This window comes from Microbacterium sp. NPDC055312, from assembly GCF_053645675.1.
Genome location: NZ_JBSHMU010000002.1, coordinates 20862 through 41583, shown reverse-complemented (window position 1 = coordinate 41583; position 20722 = coordinate 20862). Strand labels below are relative to the sequence as shown.

At 69.5% G+C, this 20722-nt stretch carries 15 protein-coding genes; 8 read left to right on the top strand and 7 right to left on the bottom strand.

Annotated features, from left to right (window positions below; translation table 11 throughout):
* Positions 1–8: 8 nt before the first annotated feature.
* Positions 9–1232 (bottom strand): MFS transporter, encoded by a 1224-nt coding sequence (locus ACWIDW_RS04510; protein WP_454123325.1) that lies wholly within the window; start codon positions 1230–1232, stop codon positions 9–11.
* Between the two features lie 68 nt (positions 1233–1300).
* Between ACWIDW_RS04510 and ACWIDW_RS04505 the strand changes: the two genes are divergently transcribed.
* From ACWIDW_RS04505 to mnhG, 7 genes are read left to right on the top strand one after another with little or no spacing between them, the layout of a single operon-like run.
* A complete protein-coding gene (locus ACWIDW_RS04505; protein ID WP_454123323.1) occupies positions 1301–2392 on the top strand; it encodes a LacI family DNA-binding transcriptional regulator in 1092 nt (363 codons plus the stop codon).
* A gap of 53 nt (positions 2393–2445) precedes the next feature.
* A complete protein-coding gene (locus ACWIDW_RS04500; protein ID WP_454123321.1) occupies positions 2446–5364 on the top strand; it encodes a Na+/H+ antiporter subunit A in 2919 nt (972 codons plus the stop codon).
* A complete protein-coding gene (locus tag ACWIDW_RS04495) occupies positions 5364–5936 on the top strand; it encodes a Na(+)/H(+) antiporter subunit C (protein ID WP_454123319.1) in 573 nt (190 codons plus the stop codon). Before ACWIDW_RS04500 ends, ACWIDW_RS04495 begins: the two co-directional genes overlap by 1 nt.
* Positions 5933–7486 carry a Na+/H+ antiporter subunit D gene (locus ACWIDW_RS04490; protein ID WP_454123318.1) on the top strand — a complete coding sequence of 518 codons (1554 nt, stop codon included), beginning with the start codon at positions 5933–5935 and terminating at the stop codon, positions 7484–7486. The genes ACWIDW_RS04495 and ACWIDW_RS04490 overlap by 4 nt, the downstream gene beginning before the upstream one ends.
* Positions 7486–8055 carry a Na+/H+ antiporter subunit E gene (locus tag ACWIDW_RS04485; RefSeq protein ID WP_454123316.1) on the top strand — a complete coding sequence of 190 codons (570 nt, stop codon included), beginning with the start codon at positions 7486–7488 and terminating at the stop codon, positions 8053–8055. The genes ACWIDW_RS04490 and ACWIDW_RS04485 overlap by 1 nt, the downstream gene beginning before the upstream one ends.
* Positions 8052–8321: a monovalent cation/H+ antiporter complex subunit F gene (locus tag ACWIDW_RS04480; protein ID WP_454123314.1), complete on the top strand. Its 270-nt coding sequence runs from the start codon at positions 8052–8054 to the stop codon at positions 8319–8321. Before ACWIDW_RS04485 ends, ACWIDW_RS04480 begins: the two co-directional genes overlap by 4 nt.
* Positions 8318–8716: a monovalent cation/H(+) antiporter subunit G gene (gene mnhG, locus ACWIDW_RS04475; RefSeq protein ID WP_454123312.1), complete on the top strand. Its 399-nt coding sequence runs from the start codon at positions 8318–8320 to the stop codon at positions 8714–8716. Before ACWIDW_RS04480 ends, mnhG begins: the two co-directional genes overlap by 4 nt.
* Positions 8717–8909: 193 nt before the next feature.
* Here the strand turns inward: mnhG and ACWIDW_RS04470 are convergent, their stop codons facing one another.
* The 6 genes from ACWIDW_RS04470 to argG all read right to left on the bottom strand — a co-directional run bounded on the left by ACWIDW_RS04470 (position 8910) and on the right by argG (position 19808).
* Positions 8910–9671, bottom strand: coding sequence for an alpha/beta fold hydrolase (locus ACWIDW_RS04470; RefSeq protein WP_454123311.1), 762 nt, complete (start codon positions 9669–9671; stop codon positions 8910–8912).
* A gap of 46 nt (positions 9672–9717) precedes the next feature.
* Complete coding sequence (locus tag ACWIDW_RS04465) at positions 9718–12360, bottom strand: penicillin acylase family protein (RefSeq protein ID WP_454123309.1); 2643 nt, start codon at positions 12358–12360, stop codon at positions 9718–9720.
* 103 nt (positions 12361–12463) lie between these two features.
* Complete coding sequence (locus ACWIDW_RS04460) at positions 12464–14647, bottom strand: YhgE/Pip family protein (RefSeq protein WP_454123307.1); 2184 nt, start codon at positions 14645–14647, stop codon at positions 12464–12466.
* Positions 14644–17559 (bottom strand): YhgE/Pip family protein, encoded by a 2916-nt coding sequence (locus ACWIDW_RS04455; RefSeq protein ID WP_454123305.1) that lies wholly within the window; start codon positions 17557–17559, stop codon positions 14644–14646. The genes ACWIDW_RS04460 and ACWIDW_RS04455 overlap by 4 nt, the downstream gene beginning before the upstream one ends.
* Positions 17556–18203, bottom strand: coding sequence for a TetR/AcrR family transcriptional regulator (locus tag ACWIDW_RS04450; RefSeq protein WP_454123303.1), 648 nt, complete (start codon positions 18201–18203; stop codon positions 17556–17558). The genes ACWIDW_RS04455 and ACWIDW_RS04450 overlap by 4 nt, the downstream gene beginning before the upstream one ends.
* Positions 18204–18377: 174 nt before the next feature.
* On the bottom strand, positions 18378–19808 hold the full coding sequence (gene argG / locus ACWIDW_RS04445; RefSeq protein ID WP_454123302.1) for an argininosuccinate synthase: 1431 nt from the start codon (positions 19806–19808) through the stop codon (positions 18378–18380).
* A 174-nt stretch (positions 19809–19982) separates the two neighbouring features.
* On the opposite strand from argG, the gene ACWIDW_RS04440 reads away from it, so the two are divergent.
* Positions 19983–20690, top strand: coding sequence for a ZIP family metal transporter (locus ACWIDW_RS04440; RefSeq protein WP_454123300.1), 708 nt, complete (start codon positions 19983–19985; stop codon positions 20688–20690).
* The last annotated feature ends 32 nt before the right edge of the window (positions 20691–20722 follow it).

The window sequence follows — 20722 nt, the reverse complement described above, 5'->3', positions numbered from 1 at the left end:
CGTCGAGCCTACTTCGTCAGGGCCGGGTCGTCGGCGTGCAGCGGCTTCGCGGCCGACGAGAACAGTCCCGACATCACCACGAGCGCCACGAGGATGAACAGGGTGTTCAGCAGTCCGATGTGCTCGCTGATCAGGCCGAGCACGGGCGGGCCGCCGAGGAAGGCGACATAGCCGATGGTCGCCGCGGCGCTCACCCGGGCTGCGGCCTTGGCCGGGTCGTCGGCCGCGGCGGACATGCCGAGCGGGAAGCCGAGCGAGGCGCCGATACCCCAGAGCGCGGCCCCGAGCAGCACGAGCGGGAGGCTCTGCGCGAGGATGAAGAGCAGGATGCCGGATGCCGCGGTCGCGGCGAGCACGCGCAACACGGCGACCCGACCGAAGCGGTCGACGAGCGGACCGCCGCACAGGCGCACGGCGGTCATGCCCACCGAGAACACGGTGAGTGCGAGCGCGCCCATGCCCACGTCTTCGCCGTGGCCTTCGACGACGCCGAGCGCGATCCAGTCGTTGGCGCCGCCCTCGGCGAACGACATGCCGAGCATGACGATGCCCAGAGCGTAGGTGCGCGGTTCGCGCCACGCCTCGAGCGCGGTGTGCAGACGTCGGCGCACCGACGGCTTCTCGTCGGGCGCAGGGTCGAGGGCCGCCTCGCGCACGGGCACCTGGAAGAAGCAGACGACGGCAGCGGTGAGGATGATCGCGCCGATGATGCCCGCATGCGCGGCGACGTTCATGGAGAGCACGGCGGCTCCTGCACCGGCGCCGGCTCCGATGACCGTGCCGAAGCTGAAGAAGGCGTGGAACACCGGCAGGATCGTCTTGCCCATCTGCTGCTCGATGGCGGTGGCCTCGACGTTCATCATCACGTCGACCGATCCGTTGCCGAAGCCGAAGAGCACCATGCCCAGCACGACGACGGGAATGGACCCGAACACGTCGGTGCCGACGCCGATGAGGATGACGCCCGAGCCGAAGAGCACCATGCCGATCAGCATCCCCAGGCGCGCGCCGGTGCGGGCCATCACCACCGGACCGGTCGAGATGCCGATGATCGACGAGATGCCCATGCCCAGCAGCAGCAGGCCGATCTGCGCCTTGTCGATCTGCAGCGCGGCGGCGATGCTCGGCACCCGCGACGCCCAGGTCGCGATCGACAGGCCACTGGCGAGGAAGATCGCGAAGATCGCGACGCGCCAGCGGACGAACTGCGAGCGGGTGAGGGCGGTGTCCATCCGGACAGTGTATCGAAACGATTCGATACACGAGCCCGCCGGTGGGTGTCGGGAGCTATCCTCAGAGCATGGGCACCGGGATACGACGAGCGACGATCGCCGACGTCGCGCGCGAGGCCGGGGTGTCGACATCGACGGCATCGGTCGTGTTCAGCGGCAAAGTGAACGTCGCCGACGCCACCCGCGAGAAGGTGCTCGAGGCGGCTGCGGCTCTCGGCTACACCGGACCCGACCCTCGCGCCGCATCGCTGCGCACCGGTCGCAGCGGAATCGTGGGCGTGGTGCTCGCCGGTGAGCTGCGGCACGCGTTCCTCGACCCCGTCACCACGGTGATGATGGACGGCCTGACCGACGCGCTGGCCTCGATCAGCACGGGGATCCTGCTGCTGCGCGACGACCCGCGTGACGACGAGCCGCCGGCCATCGCCGAGGCGCCCGTCGACGCCGTCGTGCTGATCGGATGCTCGGCGCGGGCCGGCGAGCTGCTCGAGGTCGTGCGGCAGCGCGGCCTGCCCGTCGTGGTGATCGAAGGCGATGCGGGCATCGAGGTGCCGCAAGTGACGCTCGACAATCGAGAGGCGAGCGCGACCATCTCCCGGCATGTATTCCAACTCGGGCATAGACGAGTGGCGACCATCACGCTGCCGGTCGACTCGGCGCGGGAGCGCGTGCCGCTGACTCCGGCGAGGGAGGCGGCGGCCACCGTCTCGGTCACGCTCGACCGGCTGGCGGGCTTCCGCGAGGTGTTCCCCGACGCGCTGGCCATCACCGCGGGGGGCAGCCTGGTCGACGAGGGCTACCTCGTCGCCCGCATGCTGCTCGCCACGGACGAGGGAACGCTGCGCGACGACCGGCCGACCGCGATCGTCGCGCAGAGCGACCTGCTGGCCGTGGGCGCCATCCGCGCCGCCGAGGAGCTCGGGCTGCGCGTGCCCGACGACCTCAGCGTCGTCGGCTTCGACGGCATCGCCGCCGACGGGCTCGGGTCGCTCGAGCTCACGACGATGGCGCAGCCGGCGCTCGAGAAGGGCCGCGCAGCGGGGGAGCAGGTGGCTCGGATGCTCGAGGGCGAGGCGGGCGAGTCGGTGCACTTCTCGTGCGAGTTCCGCGCCGGCGAGACGGCTGCCGCGCCGACAGTGCGCGACAGACCCGTAGAATAGAGTTACATCGCCCGCCTGTGCCGGAAGGCCTCGACGAGCTTGAGGAGCCGCTTATGCTGTTGCTCCTCGCCGTGTTCCTGGCGGGGTCGATCGTTCTTCCCCTCCTGGTGCGCTGGCTCGGAGCACAGGCATTCGTGCTCGGCGCGGTCGTTCCCGCCGCGGCGTTCGTGCACGCTCTCGTGCAGGCGCCGCGGGTGCTCGACGGGCGGGATGCACCCTTCGAGCTGTACCGGTGGATACCGCAGCTCGGCCTGAACGTGTCGATGCACATGGACGTGCTCGGCTGGGTGCTGACGCTGATCGTGACCGGGGTCGGTGCCCTCGTGCTGCTGTACTGCCGCTGGTACTTCCACGACGAGGGCCGCGAGGTCGGCCAGTTCGCCGGCGTGCTGCTCGGCTTCGCCGGGGCGATGTACGGGCTGGTGCTCACCGACGACCTGGTCATGCTCGTGATGTTCTGGGAGCTCACGAGCATCCTGTCGTACCTGCTCATCGGCCACTACCGGCGCCGCGCGGCCAGCCGACGAGCCGCCCTGCAGGCCCTGCTTGTGACCACGCTCGGCGGACTCGTGCTGTTCGTCGGGGCGATCCTGCTCGTCGTCGAGACCGGCACGGCCAGCATCCGGGAGCTGCTCGCCCTCGCCCCGACCGGACCTCTGGTCGATGCCGCGATCGTCATGCTGCTCATAGGCGCGATCTCGAAGTCGGCGCTGTTCCCGTTCCACTTCTGGCTGCCCGGCGCGATGGCCGCGCCCACGCCGGTCAGCGCGTATCTGCACGCAGCGGCGATGGTGAAAGCCGGAATCTACCTCATCGCGCGGTTCGCGCCGATCTTCGCGCTCTCGGCCCCGTGGCGGCCGATCGTCATCACACTGGGCGTGCTCACGCTGCTGCTCGGCGGCATCCAGGCGCTGCGCGAGACAGACCTCAAGCGCATCCTGGCGTTCGGCACCGTCAGCCAGCTCGGGTTCTTCGCCGTCGTCGTCGGCTACGGCACGCCGGCCGCGGCACTGGCGGGCCTGGCCCTGGTGATCGGGCACGCGCTGTTCAAGTCTGCGCTGTTCCTCATCGTCGGTGTGATCGACCGCCAGCTCTCCACGCGCGACATCGACGAGCTGTCGGGCGTCGGCCGGCAGGCGCCGGTCATGGCGACCGCCGCGTTCATCTCGGTGGCCTCGATGATGGGCGTCGCCCCGACGATCGGGTACGTCGCCAAAGAGTCGACCCTGGCCGCCCTGCTCGATGACGCCCTGCACGGCTCGGCGTGGGGGTGGGTGGCGCTGGTCGGCGTGACCGTCGGCGCGATCCTCACGGTCGCCTACGGCTGCCGGTTCCTCTGGGGCGCGTTCTGGCGCAAGAAGGATGCCGACGGCGCCTTCATGCCCGAAACGGCATGGCCGGATCCGCCGGTGGGCTTCCTGTCGGCTCCGATCGTGCTGGCCGGCATCACGATCGCCGCCGGCATCGGGGCGCCCGCCGTCGACGTGGCCCTGCAGGGCTATGCGACGACGCTGGGATCCGAGGAGCCCGGCCATCTTGCCCTCTGGCACGGACTCGAACCCGCGCTACTGCTGTCTCTGGGCGCGATCGGCGTGGGCATCGGGGTGTTCGTGCTCAGCATCCGGACCCGATGGGATCGTCGTCGCCGCCTGCTGCGCTTCACCGCCGCCGACGCGTACTACCTCGTCATGCGCGGCGTCGACCGACTCTCGGTGCTGACCACGAGCGTCACGCAGCGCGGTTCGCTGCCGCTGTACGTCGGCACGATCTTCGTCGTGCTTCTCGCCGCAGAGGCCACCGCGCTCGTCGCCGCGATGCCGGATCGACTCGCGCTCTCGGCGTGGCACACGCCGGTGCAGATCGTCGTCGCGCCGGTGATGGCCATCGCGGGCATCATCGCCGTGCGCGCCCGCAAGCGCTACACGGGAGTGGTGCTCGTCTCGGTGACAGGGCTCGGCATGGTCGTGCTGTTCGCAACCAGCGGCGCTCCCGACCTCGCGCTCACCCAGATCCTCGTCGAGACCGTGACCATGGTCACCTTCGCCCTGGTGCTGCGCCGGCTGCCCTCGCGCATGGGCGAGCACAACGCGTCGGTGGGGCGGATCCCGCGTGCCGTGCTGGCCGTCGGTGTCGGCGTCGTGATGGCCTTCCTCGCGATCGTGGCGACCCAGGCGCGCATGTTCGACCCGATCTCGATCGACTTCCCGCAGCTCGCCTACGACCTCGGCCACGGCAAGAACGTCGTCAACGTCGCCCTCGTCGACCTGCGCGGATGGGACACGATGGGCGAGCTGAGCGTGCTCGTGCTGGCCGCGACCGGTGTGGCATCCCTCGTCTTCGTCACCCACCGCGCCGACCTGCTCTCGGCCACGCGCGACCTGCCCGAGACGGCGCGTCGGTCGACGGCGCGCCGGCCGATGGTCGAGACCGACGAGGGCCCGCGATTCCAGACCGCCGAGAACCGCGGCGCGCCGCGCGCATGGCTGGTCAGCGGTCAGCAGATGAAGGCGGAGAACCGCTCTATCCTGCTCGAGGTGATCGTGCGGGTGCTGTTCCACACGATCATCCTCGTGTCGATCTACCTGCTGTTCGCCGGACACAACCTGCCGGGCGGCGGCTTCGCCGGGGGACTGGTCGCGGGGATGGCGCTGGTGATGCGCTACATCGCCGGCGGGCGGTGGGAGCTCGGGGCTGCCGCCCCAACCGACGCCGGGCGACTGCTCGGCGGAGGACTGATCCTCGCCGTGGGAGCCGCACTGCTGCCGCTGTTCTTCGGCATGGCGCCGCTGCAGAGCGCGGTGTGGGAGGCCGAGGTGCCGCTGCTCGGCCACATCGAGTTCGTCAGCTCGACGGTCTTCGACATCGGCGTGTACCTCGTCGTCATCGGGCTCGTGCTCGACGTGCTGCGCAGCCTCGGCGCCGAGGTCGACCGGCAGGCCCTCGAGACGCGCAGCAAGGGGGCGGTCATCTGATGGACGTCTCGCTCACCCTCATCGTGATCATGGCCGTGCTGTTCGCCGCCGGCGTGTACGCGATGATGGAGCGCAGCCTGACCCGCGTGCTCATCGGCTTCCTGCTGCTCGGCAACGCGACGAACCTGCTGCTGCTGATCGTGATGGGCGTACCCGGATCGGCGCCGTTCTACGGCGAGGAGGGCGCAGTCAGCGACCCGCTGCCGCAGGCGCTGACGCTGACCGCGATCGTCATCACCTTCGCCGTCTCAGCATTCCTGCTCGCCCTCATCTACCGCTCGTGGCAGCTGGGTCAGGCGGACACCGTCGAGGACGACCTGGGCGACATCGCCGTGCGTGAGCGCACGGATGCCGAGGAGGACCTCTTCGACGACGAGTCCACCCCCGAGGACGAGGAGGCGACCACCGACTTCGTGGGCGTCACCACCGCTCCGATCACCGTGCTGAACATGCGCGATCACCCTGCCATCGTCGACGACGCGCCGGTGGATGTTCCGGATGCCCGGAATGCCGGCCCTTCGGCAGGCTCGGGGACCCAGGGAAGCCGGGACGAGAGCGGAGGTCGCCCGTGAGCGCACTCGTCCCCCTCATCGTGATGCTGCCGCTGCTCGGCGCGGCTCTCACGCTGATCTTCGGCCGCAGTCCCCGGCTGCAGGTCGTCGTCACCACGGTCACCCTCGTGACGGTCTCGATCATCGCGGCGGTGCTGCTGCTGGCGGTGGATGCCTCGGATCAGCCGTTCGCCGTCTCCGTCGGCGGGTGGCCCGTGCCGTTCGGCATCATTCTCTACGTCGACCGCCTGGCGGCGCTGCTCGTGCTGATCTCGAGCATCGTGCTGCTCGCGGTGCTGCTCTTCTCGATCGGTCAGGGTGCCGCCGACGGCGCCGAGGAGACGCCGATCTCGATCTTCAACCCGACCTACCTCATCCTCGCGGCCGGCATCTTCGACGCGTTCATCGCGGGCGATCTGTTCAACCTCTACGTCGGATTCGAGATCCTGCTCGTGGCGTCGTACGTGCTGATCACGCTGGGCAGCACCGAGTCGCGCATCCGCACGGGCGCGGTGTACATCGTCGTCTCGCTCGTGTCGTCGATCCTCTTCCTCGCCGCGATCGCGCTGATCTACGGTGCCGTCGGCACGGTGAACATGGCGCAGGTCGCCGAGCGCGTGGCCCAGCTGCCGCAGGAGACCCAGCTCGTGCTGCACCTGATCCTGCTGGTCGCGTTCGGCATCAAGGCCGCCATCTTCCCCGTGTCGTTCTGGCTGCCCGACTCGTACCCGACCGCGCCCGCGCCGGTCACGGCGGTGTTCGCGGGCCTGCTCACCAAGGTCGGCGTGTACGCCCTCATCCGCACCGAGACCCAGCTGTTCGCGAGCAGCGACATCAACACCCTGCTGCTGATCGTCGCGCTGGCCACCATGGTGATCGGGGTGCTCGGCGCGGTGGCGCAGGCCGAGCTGAAGCGGATCCTGTCGTTCACCCTGGTCAGCCACGTCGGCTACATGATCTTCGGTCTGGCGATCGCGACAGAGGCTGCGATCGGGGCGACGGTGTACTACATCGTGCACCACATCGTCGTGCAGACCACCCTGTTCCTGGCCGTCGGACTGATCGAGCGCAAGGCGGGCAGCACGTCGATCCTGCGAGTGAGCGGTCTGATGAAGGCCGCGCCGGTGCTGGCGGTGCTGTACTTCGTGCCCGCCATCAACCTCGGCGGTCTGCCGCCGTTCTCGGGTTTCATCGGCAAGGTCGCGCTCTTCGAGGCTGCCGCCGCGGTGGGCACACCGCTCATGATCGTGCTGATCTTCGGTGGCATCCTGACCTCGTTGCTCACCCTGTACGCGCTCATGCGCGCGTGGAACCTCGCCTTCTGGCGCGAGGACGACGGCGGCGCCGAGAGCGACGGCCGCATCGAGTACCTCGGCAACGCGCCGGCGGCCGACGAACAGGGCGAGACCCGCGAGATCCCCCCGATCATGACGTATGCCACCGCAGGCATGGTGGCGGTCACGGTTGCGCTGACCCTCTTCGCCGGTCCGCTGTACGCGATCTGCGACCGCATCGGAGCGGGGCTGCTGCAGCCCGTCACGCTCGAGCTGATCGACGAGGGGGCGAGCTGATGCACCCCGAGTCCCGGCGCCGCATCGTGCGCGACATCCTGCTGCAGCTGCCTTTCATGATCTGGCTGGTGCTGCTCTGGATGCTGCTGTGGCACCAGTTCACGCCGCTGGCGGTCGTCACGGGCATCCTGGTCGCGATCTTCGTGACCCGGGTCTTCCGCCTGCCGACGGTCGAGTTGGTGGGTCGGGTGAACGTCTGGCACTCGCTGGTGTTCATCACCCACTTCCTCGGCGCTGTGGTGGCGGGCGCCATCAGCGTGACGATCCAGGTGTTCGACTTCCGGCGCCAGCCGGGGGCGGCGATCATCGCCATCCCGCTGCGGTATGCCGACGACATCCTCACCACGCATGTCGCCGTGACCGCCTCGCTCATCCCCGGGTCGCTGGTCGTCGAGAGCGACCGCGACCGACGCATCCTGTACCTGCATGTGATCGGCGTGCGCACCCGCGCCGACGTGGACCGGTTCCGTGAGGGTGTGCTGCGCTGGGAGCGCCGCATCGTGCGCGCCGTCGGCACGCCGGAGCAGCACCGGGCGCTCAAGGCCGACGAGAAGGGAGGCGCACGATGAACCCGCTGCTCATCGCCATCCTCGTCGTCTTCGGCGTCGCGGCCATCCTCGCCGTGATCCGGATCGTGCGAGGCCCGTCGATCCTCGACCGCACGGTGGCATCGGACGTGCTGCTCACCGAGGTGATGTGCGTGCTCGGCGCCGACATGGCGATCAACGGGCACACGCGCAACATCCCCGTCATGCTCATCATCGCCGCCGTCGGCGTCTTCGCATCCATCTCCGTCGCCCGCTACGTCGCACGAAGGGACAACACGACACCATGACCGTGACATCGTTCCTCGAGATCGCGCTGCCGGCGTCGGTGGCCGAGACCATCGCGCTGACCCTCGTGCTGCTGGGCGCGATCCTCTGCCTGTCGGCCTCGGTCGGTCTGCTGCACTTCCGCGACGTGCCCAGTCGCCTGCACGCGGGAACCAAGCCGCAGGTGCTCGGTCTCGTGCTCATCTGCCTGGCCATCGCCGTGGCGCAGCGCACGATCGGCGGCATGCTGCTGGGCCTGGTGATCGTCATCCCGGTGATCCTGCTGCAGTTCGCGACCGCGCCGCTGTCGGCGCACATGGTGGGCCGTCAGGCGTACCGCAACGGCACGATCCAGGCGCACACCCTCGTCGTCGACGAATACGCCGAGTCGAAGCAGACCCCGCCCGCCGCCGGCTGACCGTCCCCGCGGGCGCCTCCCGCCCGCCGCGGCCCGGGAACCCGGGAGCCCGGGCTCCTGGCGCCCGGGAGGCGTACGATCCGGGGGCCGACACTCCACATGTCGGACCGATCCCGGGCATCCGGCCGACATCTGGAGTGTCGGCCACCGAAGTGTGACCCCCGTGACAGCCGCCCGTGGGCGGGGCGCCGGGTCAGAGGTCGCGGATGAAGTCCCGGATCGTTGCCGCCGCTCCCGAGGATTCGCTGATCAGCGTGCCGTGGCCGTGGTCGGGGATCTCGGCGAAACGGGCATCCGGAACCATGTCGACGATCTCCAGGCACCAGGTCATCGGGGCGAGCGGATCGCGCTGCCCGCGCACGACGAGCACCGGAACCTCCACGCGCGGATACGCGTTCTCGGGGGTGTGCACGATCGTCGCCTTCATCTTGCGCAGCAGATGCGGCCCGCCGCGCAGGTACTCGCGGGCACCTCGCCAGAGCACCTCGGGCCGCTCGTGCAGCAGGTCCCAGAGCAGGTACCCGGCCTGAGCCCGGATGCTGCGCGACGCGCTGTTCACGGTCGGGCCGGCGAGCACGAGCGCCGAGACGACATCGGGGTGCCGCACTGCGATCTCGGCGGCGATCTGACTGCCCATCGAATGCCCCAGGATCACCGCGTCGTCGATACGGCGACTGCGCAGATAGGCGGCGATCAGGTCGGCGTGACGCTCCATGGTGAGGGTGCGCGCAGGCTCGGGCGCCTCGCCGAAGCCGGGCAGGTCGAGCCCGATGATGCGCCCGTCGAGGTGGGTGGTGAGGTCGAGGTACACGCTGCGGCCCATGCCGATGCCGTGCACGAGCACGATGGGTCGCGGGCCCCTGCCGAAGTCCTCGTGCACGAGAGTCGCTCCGGCGTACGTGAACTCGCCGATGTCGGCCGGGGAGCCCTCGGGTGCGAGCAGACGTTCGGGCATCCCTCTACGCTACCGGGCCGCGCCGACGACCATCCGACCGACACCGCTACCCGGCGGGGGTGAGCTCCAGCCGATCGACGGCGGCCTTCGCCACCGCCTTCGTCGTGAACGCCCACGGCTTCTGCTCGCCCTTGGCCCAGTCGCCGGTCTGATCGGTGTAGTGCGGGTTGAACGCGTGTCCGCTCGCCCCGGTCAGATGGTTCCACGTCGACGCGTCGAAGTCGTCGAGGTCGATGACCATGCGCATCGACGGCACGGTGACCGTCGCGTACGACTCGCCCAGGCGCCACCCGGTGGCGTTCACGACCGACGATCCTCCGCCGACCGGGTACGGTCCGCGGTTGAACAGCATCTCGATCGGCGCGATGCCCGACGTGCCGAGGGTCGCGTGGGTAAGCGACAGCGCGTGCAGGTCACCCCAACGCCAGGCGGTCACGTCCTCGCCCTGCAGCCCGGCCAGCTCGTCGTAGGCCTGGTCGGCCGACAGCGCGAGCATCGACTCCCTGTCGTCGACCCCGACGCGCTCGTTCTGCCACAGCGGATCGTTCTCGTCTTCGAGCATCTGCCCGACGACCGTGAACAGCCGCCCCTGGTCGTTCACCGGCATCGAGACCTCGCGGTCGATGAAGACGTTGCGCACCAGGTTCGACCACAGCGCGTTCGCGTAGGCCGCGGCCGGGGAGGCCGGTGCGTTCTGCGCGTCCCACGTGCGAAGCAGCTCGAGGGCGGCCTTCGGTCCCTTCCGCGTGACCGTCACCCCGTCCATCGCCGCGACGAGCTGCTTGCCGATCCACATCTCCTCGTCCATCTGGATCTCGCGCATGTCCTGCGCGGTGAGCGGCGCAGCCGCCGCGCGGCGCTCGATCAGATGCGCGATGCGCGCGGCGCGGTAGCCGTAGTCCCAGTCCTTCGACAGGAAGTAGGCGTAGTCGTCGCTGACGATCGCGTTGTTCGCCGTGACGATGTAGCCCTCGGGCGGGTTGTACGACACGGGCAGCTCGTCGAAGGGGATGAAGCCCTGCCAGTCGTAGCTGCTGTCCCAGCCCGGCTGCGGCAGCGTGCCGTCGCCCGTGCCGCGGATCGGCAGGCGCCCCGGCGCCTGATAGCCGATGTTGCCCTCGAGATCGGCGTAGATCAGGTTCTGCGCGGGCACGTCGAAGAGGGATGCCGCGCGGCGGAAGCCCTCGAAGTCCTCTGCCATGTTCATCGCGAACAGAGCGCTGGAGGTGGTGCCCGGGTCCAGAGCCGTCCAGCGCAGGCTCACCGCGGTGTCGCCGGCGGGGATCTCCGGCGCACCCTCGAGAGCGAGAGGCTGGTCGCCGACGCTGACCACGGGGTCGTCGGCGATGGCGGTGAAGTCGTCGGTGAGGCCCGAGATGATCGGGCCGTGCGCGGTGCGACGGATGGTCAGCGGCACGTCGTCGCCGCCGGCCACCTTGATGACGTCCTCCTCGACCTCGAGCGGGGCCAGCGCGCCGTCGCGCCAGTACGAATCACCGTCGAGCTTCTCGACGTACAGGTCGGCGACATCGGTGGTGAGGTTCGTGAACCCCCACGCGATCTTCGCGTTGTGACCGATGACGACACCCGGCATTCCCGAGAACGAGAACCCCCCGACGTCGAACGGGCACGCCTCGCTCACCTTCCGGCACTTCAGCTGCACCTGGTACCAGACCGACGGCAGCGCGGCGCCGAGGTGCGGGTCGTTGGCCAGCAGCGGCATCCCACTCTCGGTCAGATCACCCGACACGACCCACGAGTTCGACCCGATACCCTCGCCCGCACCGCCGAGCAGCATGCTCGCGGCCTCGATGACGCTGTCTGCCTCGCGCCATTCGACGGTGCGCAGGGCATCGGTGATCTCGGCCTCGCCGCCACCGGAGTACGACGCCGGGGCGGCGTCGGTCGCGACCGGGTCGACCGGGGATATCTCGGGCACGATGACGGGATTCTTCGCGAACGGGTAGGCGGGGTAGAGCCTCTGCACCAGATCGCCGGTCTGCTCGGTCGTCTCGCCGGCCTCGGCGAGCTGCGCCGCGAGGAGGGCCCGGTCGGTCTCGTCCTCGATGTTGGTGCGCAGGTCCCAGGCCATCGCCTTCAGCCAGGCGACGGAATCGGCAGGCTCCCAGGGTTCGGGCTCGTAGTCGGGGTTCTGCATGCCCAGAACGGCATACTCGAGCGAGAGCTCGGCACCCGACCGCGACGCCAGGTACGCGTTCACGCCGTCGGCGTACGCCTGGTAGTAGCCGCGAGTGGTCTCGTCGAGCGCCTCGACCTCCTGCTCGGCGATCGCCCGCCAGCCCAGGGTGCGCAGGAACTTGTCGGTGCCGACCTGCGACGCGCCGAACATCTCCGCGACCCGGCCCGAGGTCACGTGCCGCCGGAAGTCCATCTCGAAGAAGCGGTCCTGCGCATGCACGAAGCCCTGCGCGAACAGCAGATCCTCTGAGGTCGACGCCGTGATGGTCGGGATGCCGCGGTCGTCGCGCTGCACGGTCACCGACTTGTCCAGCCCCTTCAGTGACAGCTCGCCCGACGTCTGCGGGAACGATCGCTGGATCGTCCAGGTGAGGAAGAACGCGGCGGCGACGGCGATCACGACGAGGGCGGCGACGACGAGGAACGCGATTCTTCCGATGCGGGTGGCGAGGCTACGCGGTGGTGCCGCAGCGCGGGTATCAGTCGTCATCGGCGGAAGTCCTCAAGGGTAGGTGGGACTGCGTCTCACGTAGTCCGGGTGCGCGTCTCGGGCAAGCGCGCGCCCTGGCATCCTACCGACTAGCCCGACGAGATTACATGAGCTTCGTCGACTCCAGCGCCGCCAGCATCTTCTGATTGCTGTGGATGAACGGACGCCGCAGAACCAGCCCGAGCAGCAGCGTCGGCAGCGCGAACGCCAGCAGCCAGCCGAGCGACACCCAGTAGTCGCCCTGGTAGATGCCCGCGATCGCCGAGCGCATCGCGTTCACCGCGTGGGTGGCCGGCAGGAACGGGCTGATGCTCTGGAACCACTGCGGCAGCACCTGCAGCGGATACGCGCCGCCGGAGCCGGAGATCTGCATGACCAGCAGCAGCACCGCCAGCGCCTTGCCGGCGTTGCCGAAGGTGACGACGAGCGTGTAGATGATCAGCGTGAACACGAGCGACGCGACCCACCCCGCGAGGATGAGCAGGAACGGATGCTGTGGGTGCACCTGCGTGAACAGCACGCTGCCGAGACCGAGCAGCGAACTCTGCAGGAAACCGACGACCGCGAAGATGCCGAACCGCCCGAGGTAGGTCTCGGTGGGGGAGAGGTCGGGGAGGCCGGTGGCGCCGCCGCGCGGCGGGTCGACGCGGATCGCGACCGAGGTCAGCAGCGCACCCACCCACAGGGCGAGCACGGTGTACAGCGGCGTCATCGCGGCGCCGAAGCTGACGACCGAGTACACCGGCACGCGGGTGAGCTTCACGGGTTCGGCGAGGTGAGCCGCGAGGGCATGGGGGTCGGCGCCGATCAGCTCGGTCAGCGCGGTCAGGTCGCCGGTGTCGATCGCCGTCGTGAGAGCCGCCGCGACCGCGTCGAACCGTCCGGCGGTCTCGGTGAGCGAGTCCGAGATGCCGGAGGTGAGTGCCTCGGCATCCGTCAGCGTCGACCCGGTCGACGACGATCCGGTGAGCGAGCGCGCCGCGGACGACAGATCGTCGCCGATCGAGGCGACACCCGAGCTGATGCCTGCGAGCGTCGAGGCGAGGGCGTCCAGCTTCGGGCGCAGGCTGTCGGTATACGAGCGACGGGCGTCGTCGACCGCGGCCTTCGCCTGCGCGGTCAGCTGGGCGATCTCGGCGCGGGTGCTCTGGCTGGCCGTGTTGGAGGAGGTGATCTGCGTGGCGGCGTCGTCGAGACGCTGCTGCAGGGCTGTCTGCCGGGCGATGGCGGCGTCGATGGCCGACACCGACGCGTCGAACGCGTCGAGCGCGGTCTCGGGCAGCACGGGTCGCACGTCGTGGACGAGTCCGTCGCGCAGCGTCTGCAGCTGATCGACCTGGACCTGCACGCGGTCCGCCAGGGCGGCGATCGTGCGCGCGGCGCTCGCCGACTGCGAATCCATCGTGGCGAACACCCGGTCGATGCTGTCCGACACCGACTGGTAGCTGTCGGACGTGCCCTGCAGTGCCGCGTCGAGCGACGCCGTGGTCGACGACAGCACGTCCTTCAGCGATGCGGCGGCGTCCTTCCCGCCGCCGAGCGCCCCGCGGGCGTCGCGCAGCGCGTCGCCCGAGCCGCTGACCAGACCGGACGCGCTCTCGACCAGGGGCCTGCTGGACGCGATGAGCGAGGTGAACATGTCGGCGGTCGCTGCCCCCGCGCGCAGCTGCGCGGCCACCGATTCGACCCGTGCCTGCAGCCTCGACAGCGCCGCCTGCGTGTCGGCGTCGTCGAGATAGCTCGACAGCGACGTGATGATGTTCATCCCCGCTTCGCTGAGCGTCTCGGTGAACACCTCGTTGACGCTCTTGGTGACCTCACTGGCGCCCTGCCCGGTGATCTTCGGGGCCAGGGCGTTCTTCTTCTCGTTGAGGTAGTAGTCGATGCGTGTGCGGTCGCCGCCGTTCGCGTAGAACGTCATCATGTCGGCGCTGAAGGTGGTCGGCAGCACGATCGCCGCGTAGTACTCGCCCGACCGGGTGCCGTCGATCGCGTCATGCTCCGAGGTGATGACCCAGTTCAGGTCGTCGTTGGCGCGCAGCGCTGAGACGACCTGCTCGCCGACGTTGATGCGCAGCGGCATGAGGTCGCTCTGATACCCGTCGTCGGTGTTCGCGACCGCGACGGTGAGGTTGCGAGTGTTCTCGAACGGGTTCCAGCTGGCGATCACGTTGAACCAGGTGAACAGCGACGGGATGACGACGAGCCCGAACAGCACGATGACGGCCATCACGCTGCTCATCGCGCGTCGGAGGTCGTGCCGCATGACGGCGAGGACGTTGCTCACTGGTCGGCCTCCTTCTCGGTCGGCTGGTCGGGTTCATCGGACGCCGATTCCGGATGCTCGGCGGCAGGCTGATCGGGATCGGCCGGGTCATCGGCATCCGGCGCCTCGGGATCGGCCGGGTCATCGGCATCCGGCGCCTGCGGGGCGTCGTCGGCGAACAGGTCGTCGAGGGCGATCGTGTCGTCGTCGGGTCCGCTCTCGGCGACGGCCTCCTGCTCGGGCGGCGTCTCGTGTCGGGCATCCGGATGCTCGAGCACCGCCGTGCCCGTCGATGAGGTGACGTCACCGCTCGCAGACGTCGCGGCCGCGGTGGCCACGGTGGGCTCCCACCCGGCATCCGCGAGGAGCTCGCGCTGCGAGGAGTTCTCGATCGCGAGGGCGCGGCGCAGCTCGGCATCCGGCATCTCGCCCACCTCGGCGGCCTGCTCGATGCTCTGCCGGATGTACTCCAGCGCGACGACGAAGCCGATCAGCAGCAGGCACCACAGCGCGCCGAGGCCGAGCACGACGGCCTTGGCGCTCGGGATTAGCCATCCGCACAGCGCCAGCACGACCAGGCCCGCGACGCCGACGATCAGCGTGAGACGCAGGCGCGTCGCGTGGCGCTCGGCGAAGCGCTGGGCGCGCCGCGCGACGTCGGCGCGGAAGCCGTCGCCGTCGGTCAGTGCCCGGATGATCTCGGGCGTGCGACGGCGTCCGGTGATGTGCACGTCTTCGCTGACCATCAGCTCGGTCTCGGCCAGGCGCCGGTTGAACAGGCGGGTGAAGTTGCCGAGCCGTCCGCGCAGGAGCAGCCCGAGCACCCACGCCAGCACGACGAAGATCGCCAGCATGCCCATGAAGCCCCACCAGTGGCCGTCGTAGAAGCCGCTGATGGTCTCGCGCATCGCGTCGATGCCGTAGGTGAACGGCAGGAAGGGATACAGCCCGCGGAAGAAGTCGGGCATCATCTCGATCGGGTACAGGCCCGAGGCGCCCGGGATCTGCACGATCACCAGCAGGATGCACAGGCCCTTGCCGACGATGCCGAAGCACACCGATAGTGCGTAGATGATGCTGAGATAGGCGAGTCCGATCAGCACGCCGGTGCCGACGTAGGCGAACGGGTTCGCCGACTGCACGCCGATCACGAGGTTGCCGACCGTCACGAGCACGGCCTGGAACACGACGATCGTGGCGAACAGCAGCCACCGGCCGACGTACGCCTGGCGCACGGTGATGCCCTCGACGCCTTCGGTGTCGACCTCGACCCGGAAGATCACCATCAAGACGAACGCGCCGATCCAGAGCGAGAGGTTGGTGAACAGCGCCGCCATCGCCGACCCGTACGCGGGCGTCGGGAACATCGTCTTCGTGCTGACCTCGACGGGTGACGCCATGAACCGTGCGATCTCGTCGGGCTGCAGGCCGCTGACCTCGCTGAGCCTGCTCCAGATCTCGGCCGATCCGAGCGCGAGCACGTCGGTGCGCACGGTGGCGAGGGAGGTCTCGGCGGTGGCCAGGTTGCCGTCGAACGCGGCCAAGGCGTCGGAGGCGCCGGCGAGCTGGGTTTTCAGCCCCGTGAGCAGGCTCTGCGCCTGAGCCACCTGGGCGCGCTGCGAGCCGAGGGCCGCCGAGAACGCGTCGGCGCTCGCCGCGAGCTGCGACATCGCCCGGTTCAGCTGCGGGACGCTCTGCGTGAGCGCGTCGCGGATCGCCGTGGCCGAGGTCGCCGCCTGGCCGACGGCGCCGTTGACGCTGTCGGCCGCGCCGGTGACCGCCGTGATCGTGCTCGACACGTCGGCGGTCAGCTGCGTGAGGTCGGTGAGCACCTGCTGGTCGGCGGCGTTGCGCTGCTGCAGGGCGTCGATGGCGGCACTCAGGCGCTGCGCCGCGGGCGAGCCGGATTCGGTGCGGTCGAGCGCCGCCTGCAGCTCGTCGAGCGCGGCGGCGTTCGACTCGATCACCGCCTTCAGGTCGTCTGCAGTGGTGGCGACGGCGGCGTTCGCCTGCTGCAGGCCGGATGCCAGGATCGCGATCGACCCGTTCATCTTCGCCGCGGCATCGGCGATGAGCGTGGCACCCGAGACATATGCGGATGTGACCCGGTCGGTGACGGTGAGCAGCTCCTGCTGTGCTTCGCCGGCGATCTGCTGCGCCTGGCCGACGGACGTCTGCACCTCGCCGAGGGTGCGGTCGACCTTGTCGAGAGTGCCGGATGCCCGGTCTATGCCGTCTGCGGCATCCGTCAGGCCGGTCTGCAGATCGGCGAGCCGTCCGCGCGCCGACGCGACCTTGCCGACCGCCTCGTCGAGTGCACCCGCCGTGGAGTCGCGGGCATCGGTGAGGCGGTCTTCGGCATCCAGCCCGGCGTCCTTCAGCTGCGTGCTGACCGCCTCGGCGACCGTCGAGACGAAGGTGCTGTTGATCTGGTTGTCGAGGGTGGATGCGCCGACGTCGGTGATCTTCGGCGCGATCGCGCTGGCCTTCTCGTTGACGTAGTACTGCAGCTCGGGCCGGGTGAACTCGCCGGTCGTGATGCTGAGGAAGTCGTGGCTGAAGTCGGGCGGGATGATGATCGCCGCGTAGCTGCGCCCGCTGCCCACGGCATCCATCGCCTCGTCCTCACCGACGAACTCCCAGCCCAGCTGATCGTTCTGCTTCAGCTCGCTGACCAGCTCGCCGCCGATGTCGATGCGGCCGGTGAGCTCGGATGACGCTCCCGCGTCCTGGTTGACGATGGCGACGCTCACCTGCTGCGTGTTCGAGTAGGGATCCCAGAACGCGACGATGTTGAACCAGGCGTACAGCGAGGGGGTGACGATGACCCCGATGATGATGATCCACGCCTTGCTGACCCGTGCCAGCCTGCCGAGATCGCGGCGGTAGACGCTCCACGCATTCGGCTTCGCGCCGGTGTCGGTGTCGCTCACGCGGGGGTCTCCGTGATGTCGGGGTGGGCGGTGATGTCGGGGTGGGAGGTGATGTCGGGGTGGGCGGTGAGTAGCTGGTCGGTCTCGCGCCACGATAGTCCGGCGATGCTCAGCACGGTGCGGACCGCGAGATTCGCCGCGCCCGTGCTGGAGGCATCCGTGCGGGCGACGACGGTGCGCGCGATCTCCTCGATGAGGCGCGCGAGCGTGGGCGCCATCAGGTCGGTGCGGAAGCTGCCGTCGTCCTGGCCGCGCTGGACGAGCTGCGCGACGGCTCTGCGCAACGGCGCGAGGGCGGCGGCGGTGTGCTCGACGTGATCCTCGTCGAGTGCGAGCGCCGCGGCGAACTGCACGTGCGCGGCCTCCTGCCACAGCCGAGCGGCGAGCCGGGCGAGGGCGATGCGGGCGTCGGCGTCGGCGACCGACTCGGCGATCGCGTTGAACCGCTGCGCCCCGGTGCTGATCAGCTCGCGGATCAGCGCGTCGCGGTCGTCGAAGTGCCCGTACAGGGTGCGCCGGCTCAGCCCCGCGCTGCGCGCGATGACGTCGACGCTCGCGTACGGGTCGAGTGCGAGGGTGCTGCGCGCGGCGTCGAGGATGCCGGCACGGTTGGCGCGCGCATCGGAGCGAGGGGAGCGGGACATCCCTCAAGGATAAATATGTTGCACAGGTCTGTGCAACATAGCTCGGCGGATTCCCAGCGACGCGATACAGAACGGGGGCCGACACTCCAGATGTCGGACGTTCCTGCAGGATGTGTCCGACATCTGGAGTGTCGGCCCCCGAAGTGTGCGTCCGGGAGGCGGGCTGCCGGAGGCTCAGTCGGTGCCGGAGTCGAAGGCAGCGCCCTCGGATGCCAGGTCGACCGCCTCGGCGAGCTGCTCGTCGTCGGTCTCGGATGCCGAGATCTCGGCCGCCTGACCTGCGGTCACCTTGCCGACCAGCTCGCCCGTCGCGCCGCCGACCAGGCCGAGGCCGGCGTACTGCTCGAGGCGCGAGCGCGAGTCGGCGATGTCGAGGTTGCGCATGGTGAGCTGGCCGATGCGGTCGACCGGGCCGAAGGCCGCGTCGCCGACTCGCTCCATCGAGAGCTTCTCGGGGCCGTACGACAGGTTCGGCGAGACGGTGTCGAGGATCGTCCAGTCGTCGCCGCGGCGCAGACGCAGGGTGACCGTGCCCGAGATGGTGAGCCCCACCCAGCGCTGGATCGACTCGCGCAGCATGAGCGACTGCGGCTCGAGCCAGCGGCCCTCGTACATCAGCCGGCCCAGGCGCCGACCCTGCTCATGGTAGGTGGCGAGGGTGTCTTCGTTCAGGATGCCGTTGACCAGGCGCTCGTAGGCGATGAACAGCAGCGCCATGCCGGGGGCCTCGTAGATGCCGCGCGACTTGGCCTCGATGATGCGGTTCTCGATCTGGTCGCTCATGCCCAGGCCGTGGCGACCGCCGATCGTGTTCGCCTCCATGACGAGCGCGACCGGGTCGGTGTACTCGACGCCGTTGATCGCGACGGGACGCCCGCCCTCGAAGGTGACGGTGACGTCTTCGGTGGCGATGTCGACCGCGGGGTCCCAGAACTTCACGCCCATGATCGGGTCGACGGTCTCGAGCGACACGTCGAGGTGCTCGAGGGTCTTCGCCTCGTGCGTGGCGCCCCAGATGTTGGCATCCGTCGAATACGCCTTCTCTGCCGAATCGCGGTACGGGAATCCGCGCTCGACCAGCCACTCGCTCATCTCCTGCCGGCCGCCGAGCTCGGTGACGAAGTCGGCGTCGAGCCACGGCTTGTAGATGCGCAGGCGGGGGTTGGCCAGCAGGCCGTAGCGGTAGAACCGCTCGATGTCGTTGCCTTTGTAGGTCGAGCCGTCACCCCAGATGTCGACACCGTCGTCGCGCATGGCGCGCACGAGCAGCGTGCCGGTGACGGCGCGGCCGAGTGGGGTGGTGTTGAAGTACGTCTTGCCGCCCGAGCGGATGTGGAAGGCGCCGCACTGCAGGGCCACGAAGCCCTCTTCGACGAGTGCGGTCTTGGCATCCACCAGACGCGACTCCTCGGCGCCGTACTCGAGCGCGCGGCCGGGGATCGAGGCGATATCGCTCTCGTCGTACTGGCCCAGGTCGCCGGTGTAGGTGAAGGGCACGGCGCCCTTCTCGCGCATCCACGCGACGGCGACGGAGGTGTCGAGACCACCGGAGAAAGCGATGCCGACCTTTTCGCCGACGGGGAGGGACTGGAGCACCTTGGACATGGATTCAAGTCTATCGGCGTGCGGCGTGTCGCCTTTTCCGATGGTAGGGCCGCACGCGGTGCAGGAGAACGCACGAAACACAGGAGGATTCGGCCGAGATCCTCCTGTGTTCCGCGGGAGCTCCTGTGTTTCACGAGGTGGGCGGGTGCCGGTCGCAGAGGTAGCGTGGGCCGCATGGGTCAGGCAGTGCTGTGGGGCGCGGTGGCGGCATCGCCGCTGCTGGTCGGCGCGCTGCTCGCGCTGATGCGCAGGTGGCCCGACCGGCTGCTCGGCATCATCCTCGGCTTCGGGGCCGGTGCGCTGATGGCATCCATCGCCTTCGAGCTGTGGGAGCAGGGCGTCGAGCTCGCCGGCCACCTGCCGCTCATCGCCGGAGTCGCCGCCGGCGCCCTCTGCTACTACGTCGCCGCGCGCATCCTCGATGCGCGACAGGCGAAGCGGAAGGCGGATGCCGGTGGCGGGTCGCTCGCGATCGGAGCGCTGCTCGACGGCATCCCGGAGCAGCTCGTGCTCGGCATCGGACTCGCCTCGGGCGAAGGCATCGGCGTCGCCCTGATCGTCGCCATCATCGTGTCGAACCTGCCCGAGTCGATCGGCTCGGCCTCCGACCTGCTGGCCGGCGGAATGCGGCGCAGCCGCGTGGTGCTGCTGTGGGCGGGCGTCGCCGTGCTCTGCGCGCTCGCCACCGTGGGCGGATTCGCGCTGACATCCGTCGTCGACGACAGCTTCCGCGCCGGGGCCAACGGCTTCGCCGCGGGAGCGCTGCTGGTCATGCTCGTGGACTCGATGATCCCCGAGGCGCAGAAGAAGGCGACGGAGTCGACCGGTCTCGCGACGGTGACCGGGTTCGCGTTCGCCGCGTGGCTCGCGCTCGCCTCCTGAGCCGCGTCCGGGCGATTGCGGGCAGCACTTTC